At 57.1% G+C, this 26,880-nt stretch carries 25 protein-coding genes and 1 pseudogene; 18 read left to right on the forward strand and 8 right to left on the reverse strand.

Annotated features, from left to right (window positions below):
- The first annotated feature begins 2 nt into the window (after positions 1 to 2).
- Entirely contained in the window at positions 3 to 2,774 is a 2,772-nt protein-coding gene (locus AC2FI9_RS10645) for a [protein-PII] uridylyltransferase (protein WP_496767474.1), read from the forward strand.
- Complete coding sequence (gene murJ, locus AC2FI9_RS10650; protein ID WP_496767476.1) at positions 2,771 to 4,312, forward strand: murein biosynthesis integral membrane protein MurJ; 1,542 nt, start codon at positions 2,771 to 2,773, stop codon at positions 4,310 to 4,312. Before AC2FI9_RS10645 ends, murJ begins: the two co-directional genes overlap by 4 nt.
- Here the strand turns inward: murJ and AC2FI9_RS10655 are convergent, their stop codons facing one another.
- Positions 4,313 to 4,999, reverse strand: a complete 687-nt coding sequence (locus AC2FI9_RS10655; RefSeq protein WP_282120136.1) for a rhomboid family intramembrane serine protease — start codon at positions 4,997 to 4,999, stop codon at positions 4,313 to 4,315.
- Positions 5,000 to 5,085: 86 nt separating this feature from the next.
- On the opposite strand from AC2FI9_RS10655, the gene trpS reads away from it, so the two are divergent.
- The 13 genes from trpS to AC2FI9_RS10720 all read left to right on the forward strand — a co-directional run bounded on the left by trpS (position 5,086) and on the right by AC2FI9_RS10720 (position 16,656).
- Positions 5,086 to 6,114, forward strand: a complete 1,029-nt coding sequence (gene trpS, locus AC2FI9_RS10660; protein ID WP_496767478.1) for a tryptophan--tRNA ligase — start codon at positions 5,086 to 5,088, stop codon at positions 6,112 to 6,114.
- A 59-nt stretch (positions 6,115 to 6,173) separates the two neighbouring features.
- Positions 6,174 to 7,037 carry a branched-chain amino acid aminotransferase gene (locus tag AC2FI9_RS10665; protein WP_496767480.1) on the forward strand — a complete coding sequence of 288 codons (864 nt, stop codon included), beginning with the start codon at positions 6,174 to 6,176 and terminating at the stop codon, positions 7,035 to 7,037.
- A gap of 65 nt (positions 7,038 to 7,102) precedes the next feature.
- The gene (locus AC2FI9_RS10670; protein ID WP_058273504.1) at positions 7,103 to 7,558 is read left to right on the forward strand and encodes a universal stress protein; all 456 of its coding nucleotides are present in this window, start codon (positions 7,103 to 7,105) and stop codon (positions 7,556 to 7,558) included.
- Between the two features lie 9 nt (positions 7,559 to 7,567).
- Positions 7,568 to 8,161 (forward strand): 2-hydroxychromene-2-carboxylate isomerase, encoded by a 594-nt coding sequence (locus AC2FI9_RS10675; RefSeq protein WP_496767483.1) that lies wholly within the window; start codon positions 7,568 to 7,570, stop codon positions 8,159 to 8,161.
- 69 nt (positions 8,162 to 8,230) lie between these two features.
- Positions 8,231 to 8,794 (forward strand): NifU family protein, encoded by a 564-nt coding sequence (locus tag AC2FI9_RS10680; RefSeq protein WP_058273506.1) that lies wholly within the window; start codon positions 8,231 to 8,233, stop codon positions 8,792 to 8,794.
- Entirely contained in the window at positions 8,784 to 9,368 is a 585-nt protein-coding gene (gene tsaB / locus AC2FI9_RS10685) for a tRNA (adenosine(37)-N6)-threonylcarbamoyltransferase complex dimerization subunit type 1 TsaB (protein ID WP_496767485.1), read from the forward strand. The genes AC2FI9_RS10680 and tsaB overlap by 11 nt, the downstream gene beginning before the upstream one ends.
- On the forward strand, positions 9,368 to 9,781 hold the full coding sequence (locus tag AC2FI9_RS10690; protein ID WP_496725851.1) for a GNAT family N-acetyltransferase: 414 nt from the start codon (positions 9,368 to 9,370) through the stop codon (positions 9,779 to 9,781). Before tsaB ends, AC2FI9_RS10690 begins: the two co-directional genes overlap by 1 nt.
- A 159-nt stretch (positions 9,782 to 9,940) precedes the next feature.
- Positions 9,941 to 10,939 (forward strand): BMP family lipoprotein, encoded by a 999-nt coding sequence (locus AC2FI9_RS10695; RefSeq protein ID WP_282152454.1) that lies wholly within the window; start codon positions 9,941 to 9,943, stop codon positions 10,937 to 10,939.
- Positions 10,940 to 11,028: 89 nt separating this feature from the next.
- Positions 11,029 to 12,558, forward strand: a complete 1,530-nt coding sequence (locus AC2FI9_RS10700) for an ABC transporter ATP-binding protein (RefSeq protein WP_496767489.1) — start codon at positions 11,029 to 11,031, stop codon at positions 12,556 to 12,558.
- 1 nt (position 12,559) lies between these two features.
- Complete coding sequence (locus tag AC2FI9_RS10705) at positions 12,560 to 13,654, forward strand: ABC transporter permease (protein WP_282152456.1); 1,095 nt, start codon at positions 12,560 to 12,562, stop codon at positions 13,652 to 13,654.
- Positions 13,654 to 14,622, forward strand: a complete 969-nt coding sequence (locus AC2FI9_RS10710; RefSeq protein ID WP_496767491.1) for an ABC transporter permease — start codon at positions 13,654 to 13,656, stop codon at positions 14,620 to 14,622. Before AC2FI9_RS10705 ends, AC2FI9_RS10710 begins: the two co-directional genes overlap by 1 nt.
- A gap of 346 nt (positions 14,623 to 14,968) precedes the next feature.
- Positions 14,969 to 15,889, forward strand: coding sequence for a sulfite exporter TauE/SafE family protein (locus AC2FI9_RS10715; RefSeq protein ID WP_496767492.1), 921 nt, complete (start codon positions 14,969 to 14,971; stop codon positions 15,887 to 15,889).
- 2 nt (positions 15,890 to 15,891) lie between these two features.
- Positions 15,892 to 16,656 carry a TIGR02186 family protein gene (locus tag AC2FI9_RS10720; RefSeq protein WP_496767494.1) on the forward strand — a complete coding sequence of 255 codons (765 nt, stop codon included), beginning with the start codon at positions 15,892 to 15,894 and terminating at the stop codon, positions 16,654 to 16,656.
- Between the two features lie 7 nt (positions 16,657 to 16,663).
- Here the strand turns inward: AC2FI9_RS10720 and AC2FI9_RS10725 are convergent, their stop codons facing one another.
- From AC2FI9_RS10725 to AC2FI9_RS10755, 7 genes are all read right to left on the reverse strand, one after another.
- On the reverse strand, positions 16,664 to 17,392 hold the full coding sequence (locus tag AC2FI9_RS10725; protein ID WP_496767496.1) for an SDR family oxidoreductase: 729 nt from the start codon (positions 17,390 to 17,392) through the stop codon (positions 16,664 to 16,666).
- Positions 17,389 to 18,921: an ATP-dependent DNA helicase gene (locus tag AC2FI9_RS10730; protein WP_496767498.1), complete on the reverse strand. Its 1,533-nt coding sequence runs from the start codon at positions 18,919 to 18,921 to the stop codon at positions 17,389 to 17,391. The genes AC2FI9_RS10725 and AC2FI9_RS10730 overlap by 4 nt, the downstream gene beginning before the upstream one ends.
- 60 nt (positions 18,922 to 18,981) lie before the next feature.
- Positions 18,982 to 19,620, reverse strand: coding sequence for an acyl-homoserine-lactone synthase (locus AC2FI9_RS10735; RefSeq protein ID WP_496767500.1), 639 nt, complete (start codon positions 19,618 to 19,620; stop codon positions 18,982 to 18,984).
- Between the two features lie 84 nt (positions 19,621 to 19,704).
- Positions 19,705 to 20,424: a helix-turn-helix transcriptional regulator gene (locus tag AC2FI9_RS10740; RefSeq protein ID WP_496725845.1), complete on the reverse strand. Its 720-nt coding sequence runs from the start codon at positions 20,422 to 20,424 to the stop codon at positions 19,705 to 19,707.
- Entirely contained in the window at positions 20,363 to 20,581 is a 219-nt protein-coding gene (locus AC2FI9_RS10745) for a hypothetical protein (RefSeq protein ID WP_058278773.1), read from the reverse strand. Before AC2FI9_RS10745 ends, AC2FI9_RS10740 begins: the two co-directional genes overlap by 62 nt.
- A gap of 207 nt (positions 20,582 to 20,788) precedes the next feature.
- Entirely contained in the window at positions 20,789 to 22,075 is a 1,287-nt protein-coding gene (ccrA, locus tag AC2FI9_RS10750; protein ID WP_496725843.1) for a crotonyl-CoA carboxylase/reductase, read from the reverse strand.
- A 113-nt stretch (positions 22,076 to 22,188) separates the two neighbouring features.
- Positions 22,189 to 23,577: a 1-acyl-sn-glycerol-3-phosphate acyltransferase gene (locus AC2FI9_RS10755; protein ID WP_496767502.1), complete on the reverse strand. Its 1,389-nt coding sequence runs from the start codon at positions 23,575 to 23,577 to the stop codon at positions 22,189 to 22,191.
- Between the two features lie 141 nt (positions 23,578 to 23,718).
- Here AC2FI9_RS10755 and AC2FI9_RS10760 point away from each other — a divergent pair.
- The 3 genes and pseudogenes from AC2FI9_RS10760 to deoD all read left to right on the forward strand — a co-directional run.
- Positions 23,719 to 25,689, forward strand: a pseudogene (locus tag AC2FI9_RS10760) (protein meaA); the annotation flags it as partial.
- Between the two features lie 124 nt (positions 25,690 to 25,813).
- Positions 25,814 to 26,128 (forward strand): H-NS histone family protein, encoded by a 315-nt coding sequence (locus AC2FI9_RS10765; protein ID WP_496734370.1) that lies wholly within the window; start codon positions 25,814 to 25,816, stop codon positions 26,126 to 26,128.
- Positions 26,129 to 26,152: 24 nt separating this feature from the next.
- Positions 26,153 to 26,863: a purine-nucleoside phosphorylase gene (gene deoD / locus AC2FI9_RS10770; RefSeq protein WP_496767506.1), complete on the forward strand. Its 711-nt coding sequence runs from the start codon at positions 26,153 to 26,155 to the stop codon at positions 26,861 to 26,863.
- Positions 26,864 to 26,880: the final 17 nt, after the last annotated feature.

Below are 26,880 nucleotides of genomic sequence, written 5' to 3' on the forward strand. Positions count from 1 at the left end.
CGATGCTGACGCTCACCCCCAAGGGTGAGCTGATCTGCCCGGCCGATGAAATTTTCGACAGTACCGCCATCCTGGCGCAACTGTCGGAAGCCTTTGAAAATATTCAAGACAATGCCGCGCGGCGGAATGAAACCGTGCGCATCCTGCGCGATGCCCAAAAGGCTGGGCGCAAGACCATTGCGGATGCCTTCGCTAAACGCCCCTTTGACGCCAGACCTTTGACACGGTCCTACACCTATCTTACCGACGGGTTGGTCTGCACGGCGATGCAGGTGGCCAGCACCTATCTGCATCGGCTGGCAACCCCGACGCAGGGCGAAAAGATTGCGGTTCTTGCTGTTGGTGGATATGGCCGCGGCGAAATGGCCCCGGCCTCGGACGTCGATCTGCTATTTCTGACCCCGTACAAGATCACCGCCTGGGCCGAGAGTGTCATCGAGTCCATGCTCTACATGCTTTGGGATCTGCGCCTTAAGGTTGGCCATTCATCCCGAACGATCAAGGATTGTCTGCGACTGGGCACCGAGGATTTCACCATCCGCACCGCCATGCTGGAGCAGCGTTACCTGGCTGGCGACGCGGTCCTTGCCGAAGAGCTTGATAGCCGCCTGAAAACCGAGATGTTCAAGGGCAGCGAGCGTCAATTCATCGAGGCTAAGCTGCAGGAACGTGACGAGCGCCACCACAAACAGGGCGAGCGCTATATGGTCGAGCCCAACGTAAAAGAAGGCAAGGGTGGGCTGCGCGATCTTCAATCACTCTACTGGATTGCAAAGTACATCTATGGCGTTCAAGACGTGGCCGAGCTGGTCCCTCTGGGCCTGTTTGAACCCGAGGAATTCAACACCTTTGTTCAGGCCGAAGAGTTTTTGTGGGCGGTCCGATCCCATCTGCATCTGGTAACCGGTCGCGCCACCGAGCAACTGACTTTCGACCTGCAGGTCGAGGTTGCCGAGCGTATGGGTTATGAAGACAGGGCTGGGCGACGGGCTGTTGAAGTTTTCATGCAGCGCTATTTCCGCGAGGCCACTAAGGTCGGTGAACTGACCCGGATCTTCCTGACAAAACTCGAAGCGGCACATGTCAAAGGCGAGGCCCTGCTGGAGCGCATCTTCCGGCGCAGGCCGCGTGTTAAGCCGGGATACAAGGTGGTTCACGGTCGTTTGGACGTGGCGGATCATAAGAAGTTTCTTACCGACAAATTGAACCTGCTGCGTTTGTTTGATGAAGGTTTGCGTACGGGCATGCTGATCCACCCGGACGCAATGCGGCTTGTAACTGCCAATCTGCAACTCATTGACGACGACATACGCCAAAACAAAGAGGCGCAGCGCATTTTTCTGGACCTGATGCTGAAACACGGCAACCCAGAACGCGCCCTGCGCCGCATGAACGAACTGGGAGTATTGTCGGCATTTCTGCCAGAGTTCGAGCACATCGTCGCGATGATGCAGTTCAACATGTATCACAGCTATACTGTGGACGAGCACACGATCCAGACCATCGTCAACTTGGCTCAGATTGAACGCGGTGAACTGGTTGAATCGCTGCCGCTGGCGTCATCGATCCTGAAACGCGGGATTAATCGCAAAGTTCTCTACGTCGCGTTGCTTTTACACGATATTGCCAAGGGGCGACCCGAAGATCACTCGATCCTGGGTTCTCAGATCGCGCGCAAGGTCGCACCGCGTTTGGGCCTGAACAAATCCGACTCGGAAACCGTGGAATGGCTTGTGCGATATCACCTGTTAATGTCGGACATGGCGCAGAAACGCGACATCTCGGACCCGCGCACAGTGCGCGACTTTGCCAAGGCGGTGAAGACAGTCAAACGGTTGGATCTGCTCACGGTTATGACCGTGTGTGACATTCGCGGTGTTGGGCCCAACACCTGGAATAACTGGAAGGCCACCCTGCTGCGCGCCTTGCACGCTGAAACCATGCGGGCGCTGGAAACCGGGATGGAAGACCTGAACCGGGCCAACCGTGGCGCAGAAGCCAAAAAGGCGCTGCGTTCGGCGCTTGAAGATTGGTCGAAGGCTGACCTAAAGGCCGAAACAGGACGACACTATGCGCCCTATTGGCAGGGCCTGAACCTGTCCACTCATATTGAGTTCGCAAAAATGCTACGCGCGCTGGAACAAAGCGGCGACCCCGGCGCAATGGAAATTCACCTGCACCCGGATGACGACCGCGACGCCACCCGTGCGTGTTTTGCCATGGCAGACCATCCCGGGATATTCGCCCGCATCGCCGGGGCGCTTGCGCTGGTTGGGGCTAACGTGGTCGACGCCCGTAGCTATACCACCAAGGACGGGTACGTCACCGATGCGTTCTGGATTCAGGATGCCGAGGGCCACCCTTTTGAGGCAAGCCGTTTGCCGCGACTGACACAAATGATCCAAAAGACGCTCAAAGGCGAAGTCGTAGCGCGTGACGCTCTGAAATCGCGCGACAAGATCAAAAAACGCGAACGCGCCTTTAATGTGCCGACCCATATAATCTTCGATAATGACGGGTCCGAGATCTACACCATCATCGAGGTTGATACCCGCGACCGTCCAGGCCTGTTGTATGACCTGACAAGAACACTGGCTGCGGCCAATGTCTATATCGCCAACGCCGTGATCGCGACCTATGGCGAACAGGTTGTCGATACTTTCTACGTCAAGGACATGTTCGGCCTGAAGTACCATTCCGAAAGCAAGCAACGCGGTCTTGAGGCCAAGCTGCGCAAAGCCATTACTGAGGGTGCGGAGCGCGCGATCTCATGAAACAGATCCGATTGTTTTCAGGCCTGTTCACGGTCGGATTCTGGACGCTGGCCAGTCGGATTCTGGGATTTCTCCGCGAGATTCTGTTAACCGCCTATATCGGGCCCGGTCCGGTGATGGACGCCTTTGTCGCCGCTTTCCGCCTGCCCAACATGTTTCGCCGTTTCTTTGCCGAAGGGGCCTTCAACGCCGCCTTTGTGCCAATGTTCTCGAAACGACTGGAGGGCGAAGAAGACGCCGAAGGGTTTGCTCAGGATGCCTTCAACCTGTTGGCGGCGGCTGTTTTGGCACTGGTTGGATTGGCGATGGTTTTCATGCCTGGACTTGTCTGGCTGACCGCCGAAGGGTTCTATGGCGATGAACGCTTCGACATGGCCGTCGACTACGGTTACGTCGTTTTTCCCTATATCCTGTTCATGTCGCTGGCCGCGCTGTTTTCCGGCGTTCTGAATGCCACCGGTCGGTTCGCCGCTGCCGCTGCCGCGCCTGTCTTACTCAATATCTTTGCCTGTACTGCTTTGATCGCAGGCGCGCTGTCTGGCGGCGACGTAATCTGGTGGCTGATCACGGTCATTCCGCTGGCAGGGGTCGCGCAACTGGCGCTGGTTTGGGTGGCGACAGAACGTGCAGGTATTCGCATTCGTCCCGGCCTGCCCAAGCTCAGCCCGGAAATGCGACGCATGGTTCGCATTGCAGTGCCCGCCGCTTTGGCGATGGGCGTCACGCAGGTCAATCTTGTGGTTGGCCAGTTGGTCGCGTCCAAAACCGAAAAGGCTGTCAGTTGGCTGTTCGCAGCGGATCGGCTGTATCAATTGCCATTGGGCGTGGTCGGTATTGCGGTGGGGATCGTCCTACTGCCCGATCTGTCGCGCCGCTTACGGGCCGGGGACAAGGACGGGGCGCGCAATGCCTATTCCCGTGCCGGAGAGTTCACACTGCTGCTGACCCTGCCGTCCACCGTTGCCTTTCTGATCATTCCAATACCTCTGGTGTCGGTCCTGTTCGAACGCGGCCAATTCAGCCCCGAGGACACTGCAGCCACTGCCTTGGCCGTAGCTATCTATGGCGTCGGCCTGCCCGCTTTCATGCTGCAAAAGCTGCTGCAGCCCTTGTTCTTCGCGCGCGAAGACACCCGCTCTCCGTTTCGCTATGCCGTAGTTGCGATGGTGATCAATGCCGGGCTGGCCTTTGGTCTTTACCCGTTGGTGGGGTGGATCGCACCGGCGATCGCGGCTTCGGCTGCCGGTTGGGCGATGGTCGCCTTGTTGGCGATTGGAGCGCGCCGTTTCGGCGATGAAGCACGGTTTGACGACCGGTTCAAACGACGCGCCGGGCGTGTCGTCGCGGCATCGCTGGGTATGGGCGTTGTGCTTTTCGCCGCCCTTCACATTTTTGGCTGGATTTTCCAGGTACCAGGATGGCGTTATCTGGCGCTGCTTGTCCTAATCATAATTGCAGCTGCCGCCTACTTCTTACTCGGTCACCTCTTCAAAGCGTTCGAGCTGTCCGAATTCAGAAAAGCGCTGCGTCGGTCCTGATCAGTCGCGGCGAATACGTCCCACGATCCGCGCCCATCCGCCGGGTGCCAGAAAAAACGACAGGCCGAAACCGGTGGCAAAACCGCCCAGATCGGCAACCCAGTCGGACGTGCCGCCAAACAAAAGCCCAAACACCAGCTGGATGCCCATCAAAACCGCGATCAGGCTGAAAGCACGGGACTGGTTTTCACCGACCAGTGACAACTTGCGCCACAGCAGCCATGTGAACGCGCCGATCAGACCGTAGACCGGTGGGAATCCTCCGACCAGCGGATAGGCGGGATTCAGCAACAGCCCATAGACCAACGCGCCACCGATACCGGACAAAACGAAAATGATCAGCATCTGAAAACCGCCGAACACTTCGGCCACCATTTTGCCCATTGCCAGAACGAAGACACTGACAAAAACCGCCTGGGTAAAACTGCCCGAAACGAACGGATAGGTCACGAAACGGATCACATGTTCAAACGGCCAACGTCCATTCTCGATCATCCAGTGAAAGATATCCGGGGAAAAGGTGTAACTTTGCAGGGCATCCAGCCGCCAACCTACCGCTGATGGCCCGCCCACAAGACCACGTGCGCCCAGCGTAAACGCCAATTCGATCCCCATGATGAACAGGACCAACGCCACCACAACGGGCGGCAGAGGGTTCACGGCGGGTGTATAATGCTCACTGCTCATTGGGCTGGCCTTTCGCGGCTGTTGACGTCCCTTGACCTCATGGGTAAGCGACGGGGGCTGATTTTTCCAGACGGGAGTTCCCTTCGATGACCGAAACCAAGTTCACGCCGCGCGTGTTTTCCGGCATCCAGCCTTCGGGAAACCTGCACCTTGGCAACTATCTGGGTGCACTAAAGCGTTTTGTGGATATGCAAGGCGAAGATTTCGAGACCATCTACTGCATGGTCGACCTGCACGCGATCACCGTCTGGCAAGACCCTGCCCGTCTGCGCGAAAAGACCCGTGAGGTATGCGCCGGTTTTATTGCTGCCGGTCTGGACCCTGAAAAGTCCATCCTGTTCAACCAAAGCCAGGTGGCCGAGCACACGCAGCTGGCTTGGATCTTCAATTGTATCGCCCGCATGGGTTGGATGCAGCGGATGACGCAGTTCAAGGATAAGGCGGGCAAGAATGCTCAGAACGCCTCGCTGGGTTTGTTTGCCTATCCGGCGCTGATGGCGGCGGACATTCTGACCTACCACGCGACACATGTGCCGGTGGGCGAGGACCAGAAACAGCATCTGGAGCTGACTCGCGACATCGCGATCAAGTTCAACCATGACTATGGCGTGGATTTCTTTCCGGTGACCGAGCCGGTAATCGGTGGACCCGCGCCGCGCGTGATGAACCTGCGTGATGGCTCGCGGAAGATGTCATCTTCGGACCCGTCCGACATGACCCGGATCAACATGACGGACGATGCCGACGAGATCGCCAAGAAGATCCGCAAGGCCAAGACTGACCCGGATGCCCTGCCTTCGGAAACCGACGGTCTGTCCGAACGCCCCGAGGCGCGCAATCTGGTGAACATCTTCGCCGCGCTCAGCGATCAAACGGCGGAACAGGTTTTGGCCGAATTCGGCGGCAAGCAATTCGGTGAATTCAAACCGATGCTCGCTGAGCTGGCGGTCGCCAAACTGTCGCCGATCTCGACCGAGATGGCCCGTCTTATGGGTGAAGAGGCCGAGATTGACCGGATTCTTGCACGCGGCGCGGAAAACGCGCGGGCGATAGCGGCCCCGATCCTGCAACAGACCTACGACATCGTGGGTATGGTTGGCGCAAAACAAGGCTGATTGCGCTGGACCTTCCCGTGACGCCTTCCTAGGTTGCCCCAAGGGCAAAGGAGGGCGTCATGGCAGTCGGCAAAAATATCCGCACCTATTTTGATGGTCAGTGGCACAACGGGGATGCCCCGATCATGCGTGCGGCAGACCATGGCGCTTGGCTGGGGTCTTCGGTCTTTGACGGCGCGCGATTCTTCGACGGGCTGACCCCGGATCTGGTGGCCCATTGCGAACGGGTCAACCGCTCGGCCGAGGCGCTTTTGCTGACACCGACCGTGACGACCGAACAGATGGTCGAAATCGTCCGCGAAGGGCTGGATGGCTATGCCAAAGGTTCCGCCGTCTATATTCGGCCGATGTATTGGGGCATCGACGGCGATGCGACAGCCATCGTTCCTCAGCAGGACAGCACCGGCTTTGCTATCTGTCTGGAAGAAATACCAATGGCACCGGAAACAGCTTCGGTCACGCTCACCACCACGCGATTCCGCCGACCGGTTCTGGAATCATCCGTTGTGAATGCCAAAGCCGGATGCCTGTATCCCAACAACGCCCGAATGTTGAAAGAGGCCAAGTCCAAAGGGTTCTCGAACGCACTGGTGGCGGACGCCTTGGGTCATGTAGCGGAAACCGCGACCGCAAACATCTTCATGGTTCGCGATGGCGAGGTCTTCACCCCTACGCCCAATGGAACTTTTCTGGCCGGAATCACCCGAGCGCGACATATCAAAAACCTGCGCGCCGACGGCGTGACGGTCCACGAATCCGTCCTCAGCTTTGAAGATTTTCATAAGGCGGACGAGGTGTTTATGACCGGTAACATGAACAAATTAACCCCCGTCACGGCGTTGGAGGACACTCAATATCAGGTCGGACCGATTGCACGCCGCGCGCGCGCGCTCTATTGGGACTGGGCTGCAAGCACTCGGTAGTCATACGCCGTGTTGCCAGCCCGCATTTGGTCGGGCATGATCCCCCTAAATACACGAGGACACCCATGCGTAAGTTTCTAGTCATTCTGGATGACAGCCGCGAATGCCTTAACGCGATGCGTTTTGCTGCAATGCGTGCAGCCCATACCGGTGGAGGGGTAACGATCCTGTCCGTCATCCCACCCGATGAATTCAATCACTGGATCGGTGTGGCCGAAACCATGCGCGAAGAGGCGCGCGAACGCATCCATGCGCATTACGAAGTTTTCGCCAAATGGATGCGCGACAAACAAGGGATCGATCCCGAGCTGTCAATTCGCGAAGGCGACCCTGTCCCTCAGATCATCGAACATGTCCAGTCAGACCCGGACATCGGCGTTCTGGTCCTGGGGGCTGGCATCGAAAAGAAAGGGCCCGGTCCACTGGTGACGCAGCTGACCAAAAACTCGGGCAGCCTGCCGATTCCGATCACAATTGTGCCCGGCGACCTAAGCAAGGAAAAGCTGGAAGCCATCACCTGAGGCCACCCAATGCAATGCCGCATCCAGTTCTGGTTCGAATTCGCATCGACCTATTCCTACCTCAGCGCCATGCGAATCGAACAGGCTGCGGCACAGCATAACGTCGCCGTAGAATGGCATCCCTTTCTTCTGGGGCCCATTTTCGCGGCGCAGGGCTGGAACAATTCTCCGTTTAACATTTACCCGGCCAAAGGGCGCTATATGTGGCGCGATGTGGAGCGTTTGACGACGCAGCGCGGCCTGCCCTTCCGGCAGCCGGACCCGTTTCCGCAAAACGGCCTGAAGGCTGCGCGCCTCACGCTGGCTATTGAAAATCAGACCGACAGGGCGCGATTTGTTCGGGCGGTCTATAAAGCCGAATTCGCACAAGGTCAGAATGTGTCGGACGATGCAGTTCTGGTTGATTGCCTGAAATCCGCCGGTTTGCCTGACGACCTTTTGGACAGAACCCGAGACCCCGAGATCAAGTCAGCTCTGATCGAGCAGACCAAAACCGCACAGGCCAAAGGACTGTTCGGTGCGCCGAGTTTTCTGGTCGGCGACGAACTATACTGGGGAGATGATCGGTTGGATGATGCGATCCGGTTGGCGGCCAACATTTAGAATCGTTCCAAATCTTGACTTATCCGGCCCGGACCCGCATATCAGAAGCAACTGAAACGGAGCCGTGACATGTTCATCCAGACCGAATCCACGCCGAACCCTGCAACCTTGAAATTTCTGCCCGGCCAAACCGTGCTGGAAGCGGGCACTGCGGATTTCCCATCGGCTGAAGCCGGTGAAAAATCACCTTTGGCAAAACGGATTTTTGCGGTTAGCGGAGTAACGGGTGTATTCCTCGGCAATGACTTCGTGACCGTCACCAAGTCCGATGATGTCCAATGGGATCACATCAAGCCTGCGATTCTGGGTGCGGTGATGGAGCATTATCAATCCGGCCAACCGGTCATCGGCGCTGGTGAAACAGCCGCATCGGGCCATGCAGAGCACACCGGCGAGGATGCAGAAGTAGTTAATCAAATCAAAGACTTGCTTGATAGCCGCGTCCGTCCGGCAGTTGCTCAGGATGGCGGCGACATCACGTTCCACGGGTTTGACCGGGGCGTTGTCTACCTGCACATGCAGGGTGCTTGCGCGGGCTGCCCGTCTTCGACCCTGACGTTGAAGATGGGTATCGAAAACCTGCTGCGCCACTACATCCCCGAAGTGACCGAGGTTCGTCCTGTTGCCGTCTGACCCCATTATTTTGGCTTTTGATACATCGGCCGCGCATTGCGCGGCCGCTTTGTTGTGCGGCAACCGGATCGTGACTTCGCGCATCGAAGCCATGTCGCGCGGTCAAGCCGAACGTCTGATGCCGTTGCTGGAAGAAGTTCTGGCCGATGCCGGATATGGGTGGAAAGACCTGTCCGCGATCGGTGTCGGCGTTGGACCCGGAAACTTTACCGGCATCCGAATCTCGGTTTCTGCGGCGCGCGGCCTAGCCCTAGGGCTTGGCGTTCCAGCGGTAGGCGTGTCCGGGTTCGACGCTTTGGCCGAAATGCCTACGGACGCCCTGCCTGCGATCCGCGCCCCGCGTGATCAGGTTTACGTGGCGTTCCCGGACCAAGGTCCGATGCTAACGCCTCAAACTGAGGCAGAATCACTTGGCCCTCTGATCCTGAATGACGACGCCGATGCACAGGTTCGTGCTATTGCCCGGGTCGCCGGGCAAAGGTGGCAAACCGAAACTGCGCAGCCAGCACCACTCTATGTTCGGCCTGCGGATGCGGCCCCTTCCAAAGACACACCCCCGGTTTTGCTGGACTGATGAGCCCCGAGGAACTTGCCAAAACACACGCGGCGGCATTTACCCAGTCACGGTCGTGGGCTGCGGTCGAATTTGCGGATCTTCTGAACAATCGATTCATACATATCGTTGGAAATACTCAATCTTTTTCGCTGTTCCAGGTGATCGGCGATGAGGCTGAATTGCTGACAATCGCCACGCATCCAGACGTTCAGCGGCAGGGCCTGGCCCGAGCGTGCATGCAAGAGTGGCATTCCAAAGCAAAGGCTTTGGGCGCGACGCGCGCTTTCCTGGACGTCGCTGCGGATAACCTGCCCGCCATCGCGCTGTATGAACACAGCGGTTATCGCGCCTGTGGTTTGCGCAAGGGGTATTACCTGCGCGAAAACAATCAGAAAATCGATGCTATCGTGATGGAATCCGCGCTGGATTGACCGCTTAAGACATATTTTTTCGACCAAATGGTCAAAAATCTGTTGACCACGGCGGTTGCAAACGTCCTTAATTCCCGCCATCACAACAGTTATGCTCGCTAACAGTGGGTGAACGGGGCTATCTTCGCCCCGACCGATAATAACAAACGGGAGTATAAAATGACCCTGATGAAATCCTTGATGGGTGCCACCGCCGCAGTCGCACTTACGGCTGGCGCTGCGCTGGCAGATCCTGCCCTGATCTTTGATCTCGGCGGCAAGTTCGACAAATCGTTTAACGAAGCCGCCCACAATGGCGCGTCGCGTTGGGCCGAAGAAACAGGCGGCACCTACAACGAGATCGAAATCCAGTCCGAAGCACAGCGCGAGCAAGCTCTGCGCCGTTTCGCTGAATCCGGCTCAAACCCAATCATCACGATGGGATTTGGTATGGCAGATCCGCTGTCCGCCGTGGCTGCTGACTACCCGGACACCAAATTTGTTGCAGTTGACGTCAACTGGTTGGACATCCCCAACATCCGTCAAATCGGTTTTGCCGAGCATGAAGGATCATATCTGGTCGGCATGATGGCCGCGATGGCATCGGAATCCGGCACCGTTGGCTTTATCGGTGGCATGGATATCCCGCTGATCCGACACTTTGGCTGCGGTTATGCGCAGGGTGCCAAGGCTGTAAACCCTGACATCAATGTTGTTGCCAACATGACCGGTACCACCCCGGCAGCATGGAACGACCCGGTGAAGGGTTCGGAATTGACCAAAGCACAAATCAGCCAGGGCGCTGACGTGATCTATGCAGCCGCTGGTGGCACCGGTGTTGGCGTACTGCAGACCGCGGCAGACGAAGGCATCCTGTCGATCGGCGTGGACAGCAACCAGAACCACCTGCACCCGGGTAAGGTTCTCACCTCGATGCTGAAACGCGTTGATGTTGCCGTTTATGATGCGATGTCAGCGGGCGAAGGCCTGGAAACCGGCGTGTTCCAGATGGGTCTGGCCGAAGAAGGTGTTGGCGTCGCCATGGATGACAACAACGCACCTCTGGTCTCGGACGAGATGAAAGGCGCAGTCGACAAAGCGCGTCAGGACATCATCGACGGTAACGTCTCTGTTGTCAGCTATTATGAGAACGACAGCTGCCCGGCACTGCAGTTCTGATATCGCGCAAGGCGGGGGTACAACCTCCGCCTTGCCCCCGACTCTGCCGCGTATGACACCGCGGCCCTTTCGGCAATTGAGGACAAGACATGACCGTCCCCGCCATTGAGCTCAAAGGGATATCCAAAGCCTTTGGGCCGGTTCAGGCCAATAAAGACATTTCTATCAGCGTCGCCCCCGGTACGATCCATGGGATCATCGGTGAAAACGGTGCGGGCAAATCCACGCTGATGAGCATCCTCTACGGCTTTTACAAAGCCGATAAAGGTGAAATCTGGATTAACGGCAACAAGACCGACATCCCTGACAGCCAGGCGGCCATTGCTGCCGGGATCGGGATGGTGTTCCAGCATTTCAAACTGGTTGAAAATTTCACCGTTCTGGAAAACATCGTTCTCGGTGCCGAGGATGGCGGGCTGCTGGCCCCGTCCTTGTCCAAAGCGCGCAAAGAACTGAAAGCGCTGGAAGAGGAATACGAGCTGTTCGTAGATCCCGACAAGCGCATCGACGAGATTGGCGTCGGCATGCAGCAACGGGTCGAAATCCTGAAAGCCCTGTATCGCAAGGCCGAGATTCTGATCCTGGACGAACCCACCGGGGTTCTGACACCGTCCGAGGCTGACCAGCTGTTCCGCATCCTTGACCGCCTGCGGGCCGAAGGGAAGACGATCATCGTGATCACGCACAAGCTGCGCGAAATCATGGAAAACACCGATACGGTTTCGGTCATGCGGCGCGGTCAGATGACGGCGACGGTGAAAACAGCCGACACCAGCCCCCAGGAGCTGGCCGAGCTGATGGTGGGCCGCAAGGTGCTGCTGCAAGTCGATAAAGTACCTGCGCAACCCGGTAAGCCCGTTCTGGAAATTGAAAAACTCAGCGTTTTCGATTCAGCCGGGGTCGAACGGGTCAAGGGTATCGACCTGACCGTTCGGGCCGGTGAAATCGTCGGTATCGCTGGCGTGGCCGGAAATGGCCAATCGGAACTTCTGGAAGTTCTGGGCGGCATGCGTCCGGGTCAGGGTTCGATCAAATTGAACGGCAGCCCGCTGGCGCTTAGCGGTCCGGGATCGGACGGTCAGGCGCGTCGGGCCCAACATATCGCACACGTGCCCGAAGACCGTCAGCGCGAAGGCCTTGTGATGGACTTTCACGCTTGGGAGAATGTGGCCTTTGGCTATCACCGTGATCCTGCCTACCAGAGCGGGATTTTCATGAACAACGCCGCCCTGCGCGCCGATACCGAGCGCAAGATCGAGAAATTCGACGTCCGACCACCTAATGCGTGGCTTACAGCCAAGAGCTTCTCGGGCGGGAACCAACAAAAGATTGTTGTCGCGCGCGAAATTGAACGGAACCCGGATCTTCTATTGGTGGGGCAACCAACCCGCGGCGTCGACATCGGCGCGATCGAGTTCATTCACAAGCAGATCGTCGCGCTGCGTGATCAAGGTAAAGCAATCCTGCTCGTCTCGGTCGAGTTGGAAGAAATCTTCTCGCTATCGGATCGCATCGCTGTGATGTTTGACGGACATGTCATGGGCGAAAGACTGCCCCATGAAACAGATGAAAAAGAACTTGGCCTGTTGATGGCCGGCGTTGCGGGAGAGGCCGCGTAACATGGAAAAGATGCCCAAATGGGCCGATGTGGTGCTGATCCCGCTGATCAGTCTGATATTGGCCGCAATCTTGTCCGCCTTGGTCATTCTGGCCATCGGTGAAAACCCGATCGAAGCGGTGAAACTGATGGTGACCGGTGCGCTCGGGTCGACCTACGGTTGGGGGTATACGCTGTATTATGCCACCAACTTTATGTTCACAGGGTTGGCTGTGGCCGTCGCCTTCCACGCCCGGCTGTTCAACATCGGGGGCGAAGGTCAGGCTATGCTGGGCGGGCTGGGCGTTGCCATGGTATGCCTTTACATCCCGTGGCCGCATTGGAGCGTTGCGCTATTGGCGGCTTGCGCAGGTTCGATGCTGTTTGGCGCCGCATGGGCCGCCATACCGGCCTATCTACAAGCCAAGCGTGGCAGTCACATCGTGATCACAACGATCATGTTTAACTTTATTGCGGCGGCATTCCTGAACTACGTGTTGGTCAATCTTATGCGACCACCAGGCGCGCAAGACCCCTCATCTGCGCGTTTCCCCGAGGCCGTTCACCTGCCCACATTTCAGTCGATGTTCTCAACCGCCGAAAACGTGGTGTTTAAAGGGACCCCTGTTAATATCACGTTCTTCATTGCGGTTTTGGCCTGTTTTGTCGTCTGGGCACTGATCTGGCGGACAAGGTTGGGCTATGAAATCCGGTCCTACGGCAAGACCGAAACCGGCGCCGTCTATGCAGGCATTTCGCCGGTGCGGATCACGATCATTGCGATGCTGATTTCGGGCGCGCTGGCGGGGCTGATGGCCATCAACAACGTGATGGGTGAGGCCGAACGCCTGGTTCTGAACGCAACCGAGGGCGCGGGATTCATCGGCATCGCAGTGGCGCTGATGGGCCGGTCGCACCCGTTTGGTGTGTTTCTTGCGGCGATCCTGTTCGGGTTTCTCTATCAGGGCGGTGCAGAATTGGCTTTCTGGACGTCGATCCCACGCGAACTGATCGTTGTCATTCAGGCCCTGGTGATCCTGTTCACCGGGGCGCTGGACAACATGGTCCGGATGCCACTTGAAAAGCTGTTCCTGAGCCTGCGGAAGGGAGCGCAGTGATGGAGTTCTTTATAACACTCATCCAGGTCCTGGACTCGAGCATCCGTTTGGCCACGCCGCTATTGCTGGCCTGCCTGGCAGGGCTCTATTCCGAACGTGCGGGAATTTTCGACATCGGTCTTGAAGGCAAGATGCTGATGGCCGCCTTCTTCTCGGCAGCCGTCGCGGCTGTGACCGGGTCGGTCTGGTTGGGCCTGCTGGCGGGGATCGCCTCTTCTCTCGTTCTTTCCGGGCTTCACGGTTTGGCCTCGATCACCTTCCGGGGCAACCAATTGATATCCGGGGTCGCAATCAACTTTCTTGCGGCAGGTATGACGGTTCTTGTCGCGCAAAGCTGGTTCGAACAGGGCGGGCGCACGCCCTCGTTGTTTGGCGGCGGTCGTTTCACACCGATCAATTTCCCCTTTGCCGAGTCGCTGAGCGGGGTGCCAATCATCGGGCCGATCTATTCCGAGTTGCTCTCGGGCCATTCGGTCCTGGTCTATGTCGCGTTCCTGATGGTACCGGCAACATGGTGGATTCTGTATCGCACACGGTTCGGATTGCGATTGCGCGCCGTGGGTGAAAACCCCGCTGCCGTCGACACGGCCGGTGTCTCGGTCGTTGGCCTGCGCTATGCCGCTGTCGCCATCTGTGGCGTGTTGTGCGGTATCGCTGGGGCTTACCTGGCCACCGCACTGCAAGCTGGGTTCGTCAAAGACATGACCGCAGGCCGTGGTTTTATCGCGCTGGCTGCACTGATCTTTGCGAAATGGCGCCCCTGGCATGCAATGGGCGCTTGCCTGTTGTTCGGTTTGTTGCAGGCCATCGCGCTGCGGTTCCAGAACATCGATCTGGGCGGCGTGGTCATCCCTGTGCAGGCCATGGACGCCCTGCCTTACGTCCTTACTGTGGTCATTCTGGCCGGGTTTGTCGGCAAAGCGGTTCCGCCGCGCGCCGGCGGTGAGCCCTATGTGAAAGAGCGCTGATAAGTCCAGTTTCGGACTCAGTTCAGTCCTGTTCGCTGCAGAGCGGCATGCGGAGTTGATTTTGCATGCCGCAACCGTTCTAAAGGGGTATGCATGTGTCGCCAATCATACCCTACGACTCGGAATACACCCGGACCGTGTATTTGGGAACGCATGAACACCTCAGTACTGAGGAAAACCAGACATTTAGCCGTATCAGGCTGCTGGCATGACGCCCAGCGATCCGACTTCCGCCATGTGGCCACGGGGCACTGCCGCCGCGCGTCGCATTAAACCTACACCACTTTACCTTGAGGCGGCCCTGATCACTCTCTGTGACCCGCCTACCCTCATCCAGTAGCTCGATATGCAAATTTACCTTCCTATCGCCGAAGTTTCTGTCAACGCCTTCCTTCTACTGGGGCTTGGGGGGATGGTCGGCATTCTTTCGGGCATGTTCGGTGTCGGCGGCGGTTTCCTGATGACGCCCCTGCTGTTCTTCATCGGCATTCCCCCGGCCGTTGCGGTTGCAACCGAAGCCAACCAGATTGTTGCCTCTTCATTCTCTGGGGTTCTGGCGCATTTTCGACGAAAAACAGTCGACCTAAGAATGGGGACCGTCCTATTGATAGGCGGCTTAACGGGTGCTGCACTTGGGGTGGTGATATTCAACTACCTCAAAAGCCTCGGGCAGGTCGATCTGCTTGTGACGTTGTGCTACGTCGTGTTCCTTGGCGTCGTGGGCGGTTTAATGTTCATCGAAAGCCTGAACGCGCTCCGTAAATCCAAGAAAGGCGTGTCCGCACCCCCCAAACGCCGTCAGCGCGGCTGGGTGCATGCGATGCCGTTCAAAATGCGGTTCCGGACTTCGGGCCTGTATATCTCGGTCATTCCGCCTGCGCTGGTTGGCCTGTTCGTTGGCGTTCTGTCGGCCATTATGGGCGTTGGCGGCGGGTTCATCATGGTGCCTGCGATGATTTACCTGTTGGGAATGCCCACCAAGGTCGTGGTCGGAACATCCCTGTTCCAGATCATCTTTGTCACCGCCTTTACGACCATGTTGCATGCCACTACCAACTTTACAGTTGATGTCGTTCTTGCCGTATTGCTTCTGGTTGGCGGCGTCATCGGTGCACAGATCGGAACGGTGATCGGCGCGCGCATGCCTGCCGAGCAGTTGCGGGTGTTGCTGGCAGCGCTAGTTCTTGCGGTTTGCGGAAAGCTGGCTTTGGATCTGCTGATTGAACCATCCGAGCTGTTCTCGCTTGGCACCGGCGGAGGGCACTAATCATGCTGAAACGCTTGCTTGTTGCGCTGGCCCTTTGCGCCAGCCCCGCTCTGGCCGTTGAGGAAGAGGTCGTTCTGGGCCTCAGCCAGGATCGCGTGGCCATCACCGCCAATTTTGACGGATCTGAGATCCTGGTCTTTGGCGCGGTCAAACGCCAAGCTCCCATTCCGCCGGGACCACCACTTGAAGTGATTGTCGCAGTGTCCGGTCCATCCAGTCCTGTCACCGTTCGGCGAAAAGAGCGCAAGCTTGGAATCTGGGTCAATACCGACAGTGTCCTCGTAGACGAAGCCCCCAGCTTCTATGCGGTTGCGACCAGCGCGCCCTTGAATGAGATTCTGTCAGATACCGAAGACCTGCGGTACAGCGTGTCAATCGAACGTGCCATCCGATCTGTTGGTGCTGCGATGAACATCCGCGGCGCGCAGGAATTCGCGGACGCTGTTATTCGTATCCGAGAGAACGAAGGTCTGTATTCCATTCGCGAAGACACCGTGGCCGTTGATGAACAAACCCTGTTCCGTACCTCAATCGACATGCCTGCGGATCTGACCGAAGGCGACTATGTGGCGCGCATCTTCCTAACCCGCGGCGGCGAGGTCGTTTCACAATTTGAGACCACCATCGACGTGCGCAAAGTAGGGTTGGAGCGGTTCTTGTACAACATGTCCCGCCAGCAACCGATCTGGTACGGCCTGATGTCTTTGGTCATTGCCATTGCGGCGGGTTGGGGTGCGTCAACCGCGTTCCGCCTATTGCGCGAGTAACTGATCGTTACCCGCGTCCGATATAGGGCATTGTCGTGGCCATCACGGTCATGAACTGAACGTTTGCCTCAAGCGGCAGGTTCGCCATGTGAAGAACGGACCGCGCTGCATCTTCGACGGCCATTGTTGGGTCGGGCTGCTGCCTGTCGGCAATGGCCGCGTCGACCAGGCCCTGCACCATCTGTGTTCGCGCATTGCCGATATCGATCTGCCCACAAGCGATATTGAAGCCCCGCCCGTCCAAAGACAGGCTGCGGGTCAGGCCGGTAATGGCGTGTTTCGTCGCCGAGTAATGCACCGAGTTGGGGCGCGGCACATGGGCGGCAATTGAGCCGTTATTGATGATGCGCCCGCCTTGCGGCGATTGGTGGCGCATGATCCGAAACGCCTCACGGGCACACAGGAACATGCCGTTCAGGTTGACGGCGACGCTTTGGTACCAATCGTCCAACGCGATCTCGTCAATCGTTCCCCCCGGCGCGAATATTCCCGCGTTGTTGAACAGAACATCCAAATGGCCCGCCTTACCCTGAAAGTCGCCAAAGGCGGCCTCAACCGCTTGTGCATCGGTGACATCCGCGACCAATGGAATTGCGTTTGCGTGCTCTGCAGCCATTTCGTTCAGCTTGTCAGCACTGCGCGCCAATAGACCAACCGTCCATCCTTGGGCCAGAAACAATTCAGCCGTGGCGCGCCCTATGCCAGAACTTGCGCCGGTCACAATAATGGATGTCATGTCTCTTCTGCCTCCAAGGTCAGTGAGGCCGCCGGGACAGCGCGCAGGTCGTCCACACGCAGCGGATAAGTCGGCTTGGCAAGCCGGTTGCGTACGACCCAGATCAGCCTTTCCTGCGCGCGCGTGATGGCGACATAGGCCAAACGTTTCCACAGTGGTTGTCCAGCCTCGGTGCGGCCCATACGGGCAGCGGCATAAATATCCGGAGCGAAAACCTGAACAGTGTCCCACTGCGACCCTTGCGCCTTGTGAATGGTGACTGCTGCACCGTGCAAAAAGGTGGCGCCCATGCGCGCGGCAAAGGGAATGAACGGCTCTTCCTCGTCCGGTTTTTCAATCTTGACGATGGATGCGGCGCTGACCTGAGGGTCTACTGCCCCCATCACGTGCAACCTGGAAAACCCCGGTTTGCGGCCAGGACCCAGATAAATGACCTGAGCGCCCTTGATCAGGCCGCGCGCCTCAAGATCCAGCCGTTTCTTGCGATGTTTCAAAGGTAATTCGATACCGTCGCAGATAAGCGGTTCGCCTTCCAACAATTCGGTATCCGGCGCGCCGTGAACGTTTCGAAAAGCCTGAATCAACCGAATACGGGTTGCATTGCGCCAGACCAGAACGGGACTGCGGGCCATCAGATCAACCTCGACCCGCTGCCCCCAGACCACACGGTCGTCCTGACGGGCGGTCTGTTCGACCATGCGCTCAAAATCTTCGAACCCCATCTGCGGGTCAGACAGCGCATGGGCAAGGTCCAATATCGGGTTATCCGCATCCTGTCGGTGAACCCGGTGAAGGATCTGTTTGCGCGGTTCGGGTAACGCTTCGAACACCATGCTGCCCGACTGATTGACCGGCGCCAACTGTGCCGGGTCACCAAACAGCAGAAGTGTTGGGAAGATTTCTTGCAAGTCTTCGAATTGCCGGTCATCCAGCATCGAGGCTTCGTCCACAAACCCGATGTCCAACGGCTCGTCCCGGCGCTTCCAGCCGGTGATAAAATCGGAGCCCCGCAACCCTGCCGCGGCCAGAGCGCCCGGAATGGACTTGTTGTTCTGGTAAAACGCCGCTGCGCGATCCAGCGCCTCGTCGGTCAGGCCTTCGATTTCGGGACGCTCGTCATTGCCTGCCAGCCATTCGGCGATGCGCTCGTATTCCGGATCGTAGACGGGTGTATAAAGGATGCGGTGGATCGTGGTGGCTGGCACCCCGCGCAGACGCAATACGCTGGCCGCTTTGTTCGTCGGGGCCAAGATCGCCAGACTGCGTTTTTCACGAGCTTTGCGGCTTTCGAAATCGCCTGACACAATCTGCACGCCGGTGTCCGCGATGGCCTTATAAAGCTCGGCCAGCAGCAGGGTTTTTCCGGACCCTGCCTTTCCAATCACAGCCATCACACCGGATTTACTCGATCCCGGAAGCTTCAGCAGCGCGTCATCGTCAAGGTCAACACCTGCCGATTTCAGCATCTCAGAGATGCTGTCATACGCGGCGGCCTGGTCGTCAGAGTAAGTCACAGAGGGCAAAGACATGGCGCGACCCTACAAGCCCGCGCCAGCTATCACCAGATGTGGAATTCGGTTTTCACTCTGTCATGCTGACAATGCAAACGGGTGCTGTCTGCCAACGCCGAAAGCCGTCTTGAACCACAGCCGCGACAATTCACGCGGGATGCCCGCGCGCTTGGCTACGCGGTTGCAGTCGTCCGCCGAATACGGCCACATCCCGACCGAGATTTGATCACGCCCTTTACCTTCGGTGCCCAGCACGATCGGAGATGATCCGATCAGGCGATAGATGCGAATCATACGCGCATCGAAAACACCCGCAATGTGGGTTAGACCAAACCCCTCCATCATCTCGCCGCCGCTAAGCATGATGGCCCCGGCCGTCTGCGGGCTTGCCGTGCGCGACAGGCAAAAGCGCGTCACTTCCCAGATCAAGGGGCTGTTGATTGGTTTGCCGCCCGTCAGGTGTCCAAACACCTCGTTCACCATAACCGGACCGGTGGTCGGCATCACGCGCATGGAGCCGCCGTGGCTGCCATCCGGTTCTTCCCAAATGACATAGATCGGGTTCAGATCATCGTACTGATCTCGCTCTTCCCCCTTGTCGTTGACATGAACATCCCAGCCCAGCCGGGTTTTGAATTGATCGGCGCGGTCCCGAAACATCCCCTCAGCCAGTTTTGGATATTTGTGCAATTCGTCAGCATAGACATAGCGCAACATGACTCTTTTCCCCTTGTCGTCCTGTGCAAGAACGAAGGGGGTACAAAGTCGTGGTTAATTTCCGGTTTTTAGTGCGGGCGCGCTTTAAACCACTATTAACCCTCGGCTCAGGGCCGTTGCGATAGCATGAGTTGTGTTTTGCGCACCCAGCTTGGCGCGGGCGCTTTCGATATAAACCCTCAGCGTGTGTTCCGAGATCGACAAGGAATGAGCGACCTGTGCCCTGCTATAACCCAGGGCGAGCAAGGTCATGGCGTCCACTTCACGCGGCGACAATCCACGTGCAGAATCGGGCTGACGGTCACTTTCAAACTCCAGCGCCTTTCGGTTGAAGTAATGCGCAATCAGGATCAGTTCGCGCCCATGCGTTTTGATGAACTTCTGCCAGGTGTCATCGTCACAGGTATGATTGACGGTAAACAAAGCGAATTGGCCATTCGGGCCGCGGATCGGAATGGAATAACCTTGATTGCCAACGCCGTGCTCTAATGCATCCTTCAAAAACGTCTTGGCAACCTTGCCCGACCAATCCAGCGTCTTCCAGTCCACCGGATGAAACCGTTGGAAACAGCCCAGTATGACCGGATCAATTCTGTGATAGTTACGCTCGCGGTACCGTTCGGCCCAAACGTCGGGATAGGTGGTATAGCCGTATTGATCACCGGCCCCGTCGACCCAATGATAAATCAGGTTTTCAATCTGCAGCCTGTCCCGCAGGCGAATGGCGACTTCGCTTAGTTCGTCAAGCGAGCTGGTGTTTTCCAAGTCCTCCAGAACCTGGCTCATATCGAGTTTTGTTGCCATCCGCTGGTGCCCGAACCTCATTCTTTCTGGACGAGATTTCGGCTGCGGCGATCAGCTTGGTGTCATCCAACTGCTCGGCAAGCGCGGTCAAACCGTTTTCAACAGCAAAGGCGCTGAGGTCCGACAGTACGTCCAGTATCCACTCATTTTGCGCCATCAGCGTCTCTCCGAAACGGTTAACGAAGGGTTAACACAACCATAGCATGAGGAAGTTTTTTTGGCCTATTCACTGATTTCTACTCCCCAAAAACAGCGGGGTATTCTCGCTTAAGCCTTTAAAAAGGCTAAGACCACCGCCCAAAAAGAAACACCCGCGAGCCAGAAAACCGATTCGCGGGTGTTTTGGATTTTGTCTGAGACGAAGTTAGTCGCGTGCGGCCAGAACCTCTTCCAAGGTGCGCATCCCGGTCTGTGGAGCCTGAACCAACACCGACATGTTGCCCGGCTTATGCTCGTTCCGCAGCATCTTCATGTGCGCCTCGGGCAGATCATTCCAGGTGAACACTTCGGACATGCAGGGATCCAGGCGACGTTCAACCATCAGCTGGTTTGCAGCCGCTGCCTGCTTGAGGTGGGCAAAGTGCGAGCCCTGCAGACGCTTCTGGTGCATCCACATGTAACGCACATCGAAGGTCAGGTTGTAGCCGGTTGTACCAGCGCAGATCACAACCATGCCGCCCTTCTTCACAACAAAGGTCGAAACCGGGAAGGTGCTTTCGCCGGGGTGCTCGAACACCATGTCGACGTTGTTGCCTTTACCGGTGATGTCCCAAATGGCCTTGCCGAATTTGCGGGCTTCTTTGAACCACTCGGCATATTCTGGTGTGTTCACTGTGGGCAGCTGACCCCAGCAGTTGAAGTCTTTGCGGTTCAGAACGCCCTTGGCACCCAGACCCATGACAAAGTCACGCTTGCTTTCGTCTGAGATCACACCAATCGCGTTTGCACCTGCGGTGTTGATCAGCTGGATCGCATAGGAACCCAGACCACCCGACGCTCCCCAAACCAGAACGTTCTGGCCCGGCTTTAGGTCGTGTGGCTCATGACCAAACAGCATCCGGTAGGCAGTCGCCAGCGTCAGCGTGTAGCAAGCGCTTTCTTCCCAAGTCAGGTGCTTGGGCCGCGGCATCAGTTGCTGGGCCTGAACATTAGTGAACTGCGCGAACGAACCATCGGGGGTTTCATAGCCCCAAATCCGCTGGCTGTCCGAATACATCGGATCACCGCCGTTACAATGCTCGTCATCGCCATCATCCTGGTTGCAGTGGATGACGACCTCGTCACCAACTTTCCAGCGGGTCACTTTTGAACCAACGGCCCAAACGATGCCCGACGCATCAGAACCGGCAATGTGGTAAGGGGCCTTGTGGCCATCGAAGGGCGAAATCGGCTTACCCAGCGACGCCCATACTCCGTTGTAGTTGACGCCGGCAGCCATGACCAGAACCAGCACTTCGTGACTGTCCAGCTCGGGGACGTCCACGACTTCCTGAATCATCGCGGTGTCCGGGTCGCCGTGGCGCTCCTTGCGGATCGCCCACGCATACATTTTCTTGGGCACAAAACCCATCGGAGGGATTTCACCCATCTCATAGAGGTCTTTTTCCGGTGCCTCGTACGACGCGATGCCGCTGTCGGTGTCCAGAGCCATGTTGGCCTCCTTCAGTTCTAAACCTTTGCCGCGATGCAGAATCGCGTGCATTAACCGATGGAATATTGGCCTTTAGGAAATAATGCAACCGAAATCGGTGCTGTTTTGTAACTTTATGACCCAGCGGATGCAGAAATTTCCTTCGCATCCGCAGCATTTCCCTCGTCTGGTCCCATCGGAACCGAGGCTGCATAATACTCCAGAAGATCAACCCTTTGACCGGACAGGCATATTTTCCCGTCACTGCGCCTGAGAATTCGCCGTTCGACCAACTGATCAATCGCGGCTTCAACCGATGTCTGGTTCTCTTGGTCCGTCATTCCATTGCGACGCATGAGCTCGACAATCACCTGAACGGCATCGGCCTCCGACATCTCTTTATGCTTTTGCATTAGCCAACACGCGGCGGGTACAGGGACCAGCGGGATTGCAGCGCGGAGTCGCGTCATCAGGTCACGCGCTAAATCGGTCATCAGATCGCGCTGATGATCTGCCCGAAACGCCCGCAAGGAAACGGGCTGACCATATCGGACCGAGGCTAGGCCAAATCGTTTGTAGCGCCCGATCACGCGCCGCCAGAGCTGTTTGAGGATCCATCTGGTGATTACACCGATCCGCGCGCGAAACCGTCGTTCATTGCCTAATGCGGCACGCGTCAGAACAGTATCTTCGAGCACACGATCATAGTTCAGCGCCACGGGGACGAATACAACATCGCGGCCCTCTTCCGAGGTCCCGTCAATAATATATTTGAGCAAACCCAGCTTTGGACGACCCAGGGCACCAGTCAGACTTAGCCCACCTTCGGGGAACATGGCCTGCGTCACTCCTGCCGTGGTCGCGTGGCGCACATAACAGGACAGCACCTGACGATAGAGATCATTGCCGGACTTTCGCCGAATAAAATAAGCCCCCATCGCACGGATCAGACGGCTAAGGGGCCAGACACGGGCCCATTCGCCCACCGCATAAGAAAGGGCCGAATGTTGCGCTGCGAGGTAGGTAACGAGCACATAGTCCATATTGCTGCGATGATTCATGACGAAAACCACCGTGGCGTCGGGGTCGATGTTTTCGACAGCGTCTTCGTCCTGATAGCTAAGCTGCACGTGATAAAACGCATTGCTCAGCAAACGAGCCAGACGGATCGCAATGCTGAAATAGGCAACGGCTGAAAACGAGGGAACGATCTCACGCGCGTATCGCTGCGCTTGCTCGAACGCCACAGCATCGGGGACACCCGTTTCGCGTGCGTGATCCTGAACGGCCTGACCAACCTGCGGGTCATAGATCAGGCGCTGAATCATATCGTGACGGTGCGCCAACTTGAACGGCTGGATCGGCCGCTTCAGGCGCGTGTTCAATCGTTTCACCGCTCGTTCGAGTCGACGCCTGAAAAACCACCGCACCGACGGGAACAGAAAATGTGAAGCCAAAGTGACCACGGCAAACACCAGGATCAGCAAAAAAAGCCAAAGCGGAAGTTCCACGGTCTGAGTCATGCGTGCACCCTGCCACCAAACGCTGCGTCCTACAATCTGAAGAACCTAATATGCCGCGACGCAGCGAATTGACATGTCCCGAAAATTGCGCTTTAGAGGCCAGGAACGTAATTTTCTTGCCCAACCGAGACACGAGGTCCAGCTATGACGCAGACGCAGAAAGATCGCCCCTGGCTCATCCGAACCTATGCCGGTCATTCCACCGCCAAAGCGTCGAATGCGTTGTATCGCGGGAATCTGGCAAAAGGCCAGACGGGCCTGTCGGTGGCCTTCGATCTGCCCACGCAGACCGGTTATGACAGTGATCATACGCTCGCGCGCGGCGAAGTGGGCAAGGTTGGCGTGCCTGTCGGCCACCTGGGCGATATGCGAGTTCTGTTCGACCAGATTCCGTTGGAACAGATGAACACTTCGATGACGATCAACGCGACAGCGCCTTGGCTGCTTGCGCTTTACATCGCTGTGGCCGAGGAACAAGGCGCAGATATCTCCAAACTGCAGGGCACGGTACAAAACGACCTGATCAAGGAATACCTGAGCCGCGGCACCTATGTCTGCCCGCCCAAACCGTCGCTCAAGATGATCGCTGACGTGGCCGAGTACTGTTATACCAACGTGCCGAAATGGAACCCGATGAACGTGTGTTCCTATCACCTGCAAGAAGCCGGCGCGACACCGGAGCAAGAGCTGTCTTATGCGCTGGCCACCGCCATCGCCGTTCTGGACGAACTGCGCCCTCGTGTTCCCGCCGAGGATTTCCCAGCACTTTGCGGACGGATTTCGTTCTTTGTTAACGCAGGTATCCGCTTTGTCACTGAAATGTGCAAAATGCGCGCTTTCGTCGATCTTTGGGACGAAATCCTGCGCGACCGCTACGGCGTAGAGAACCCGAAATTCCGCCGATTCCGGTATGGCGTTCAGGTCAACTCGCTCGGTTTGACCGAGCAGCAGCCTGAAAACAACGTCTACCGCATCCTGATCGAGATGCTGGCCGTGACTCTTTCGAAAAAAGCCCGCGCCCGCGCAGTTCAGCTGCCTGCTTGGAACGAGGCACTGGGCCTGCCCCGCCCCTGGGATCAGCAGTGGTCCATGCGGATGCAACAGATTCTGGCCTATGAGACCGACCTTCTGGAATATGGTGACCTGTTCGATGGCAACCCCGCCGTGGACGCGAAGGTTGAAGAATTGAAAGAGGGCGCACGCGCTGAACTGGCCAATCTGGATTCAATGGGCGGAGCAGTAGCGTCAATCGAATACATGAAGTCACGGCTTGTTGATTCAAACGCTGAACGCCTGAACCGCATCGAACGGAACGAAACTGTCGTTGTCGGTGTGAACAAGTGGATCGAAGGCGAACCCTCGCCCCTGCAGACCGAAGATGGCGGCATCATGGTCGTTGACCCTGCTGTCGAACAAGAACAAATCGCGCGCCTGAATGAATGGCGGCAAGATCGCGATGACACAGCTGTCGCGGCGGCTCTGGCCGCGCTATGCGAAGCGGCGCAAAACGGCACCAACGTCATGGAGCCCTCAATCGCAGCTGCCAAGGCTGGTGTAACCACCGGTGAGTGGGCCGAAGAAATGCGCAAAGTCTACGGTACCTATCGTGGGCCCACGGGCGTTTCGGGCTCGGTCTCGAACAAGACAGAGGGCTTGGAAGATCTGCGGGCCGCAGTGGATGTGGTCAGCGACAAGCTTGGTCGCCGTCTGAAGTTCCTGGTCGGCAAGCCGGGGCTGGACGGTCACTCGAACGGGGCCGAACAGATCGCATTCCGCGCCCGGGATTGCGGGATGGATATCAGTTACGAAGGTATTCGCCTGACTCCCGAGGAAATCGTAACCGCCGCTGCGGATGACGACGCACATGTGATCGGTCTATCTATTCTGTCAGGCAGCCACATTCCGCTTGTGCAGGACGTCATGAACCGGCTGCGCGAGGCCGGGCTGAATCATATTCCGGTGATTGTAGGTGGCATCATCCCCGATGACGACGCCGCAAAGCTTACTGCAATGGGTGTTGCAAAGATCTATACGCCCAAGAATTTCGAACTGAATGCAATCATGGGCGATATCGTCACTCTTGTAGATCCTCAAAACCTGGCTGCCGAGTAACTCCGGTCAATTTGAACTGATCCTGTTTCTATCCCTGAATAAAAGGGGATAGATAATCCTTTTCTTTGGAATTACGGTGTGCCATCGGTAACGCCGTTAATGACTATTTCCTGGGAGAGGGTGAATGTCGGGGACAAATCTGGAAAATATGTCGCGCAAGGATCTACTTGAATTGCGCGATCAGGTGGAAAAGGCGCTTATTGGTGCAGAAAAACGCGAACGCAAAGAAGCGCTGAAAGCGGCGGAAAAAGCCGCAGCTGAATTCGGGTTCTCTTTGTCGGAACTGTCAAAAGACAATCCGATATCTGGAAAAGCCACAAAAGCGAAATACAAAAACCCCGCCAATCCAGAACAAACATGGTCGGGTCGTGGTCGAAAGCCGCAATGGATTCATGACGCATTGAATTCCGGCGCAGATATTTCGGATCTGGAAGTCTAATTTCTAATTGGAACGTACCCCAAAATGACAATTCATATTGGAGCCGAAAAAGGCGATATTGCAGAAACGGTTCTTTTGCCCGGCGATCCCTATCGTGCAAAATGGGCGGCTGAAACGTTCCTGGACGACGTGAAGAAAGTCAATGACGTGCGCGGCATGTTGGGCTTTACGGGACGCTGGAAAGATAATCCTGTCACCATTCAAGGTAGCGGGATGGGCATGCCATCCTTGTCGATATACGTCAACGAACTGATCCGGGACTATGGTGCCAAAACGCTGATCCGTATCGGCTCTTGCGGGGGCATGCAGGACAGTGTGAATGTCCGCGATGTGATCCTGGCGATGACCTCGACCACGCTTAGCACACCGTCACGCGGCATCATGAAAGAGCTGAATTTCGCACCCTGTGCTGATTGGGGGCTGCTTCAGGCGGCGGCTCAGGCGGCTGCGGCCAAAGGCACGCCAACCCATATCGGCGGCATCTATTCGTCGGACGTCTTCTATGACGAACGCCCAGATCTGAACGAACAGATGGTACGGCACGGTATTCTCGGGGTCGAGATGGAAGCTGCGGAGCTGTACATTCTGGCCGCGCGGCACAATTGCCGCGCATTGGCTGTTCTAACCGTTTCCGATCACTTGCTGACCGGCGAATCTTTGCCCTCAGATGAACGCGAAAGCAGTTTTGGCGATATGGTTGAAGTCGCACTTCAGGCGGCATTCCCGGCAGCGTGAATGCAAAAACGTAGGGT

The sequence above is a fragment of the Ruegeria sp. CDSA246 genome (genome assembly GCF_059611225.1).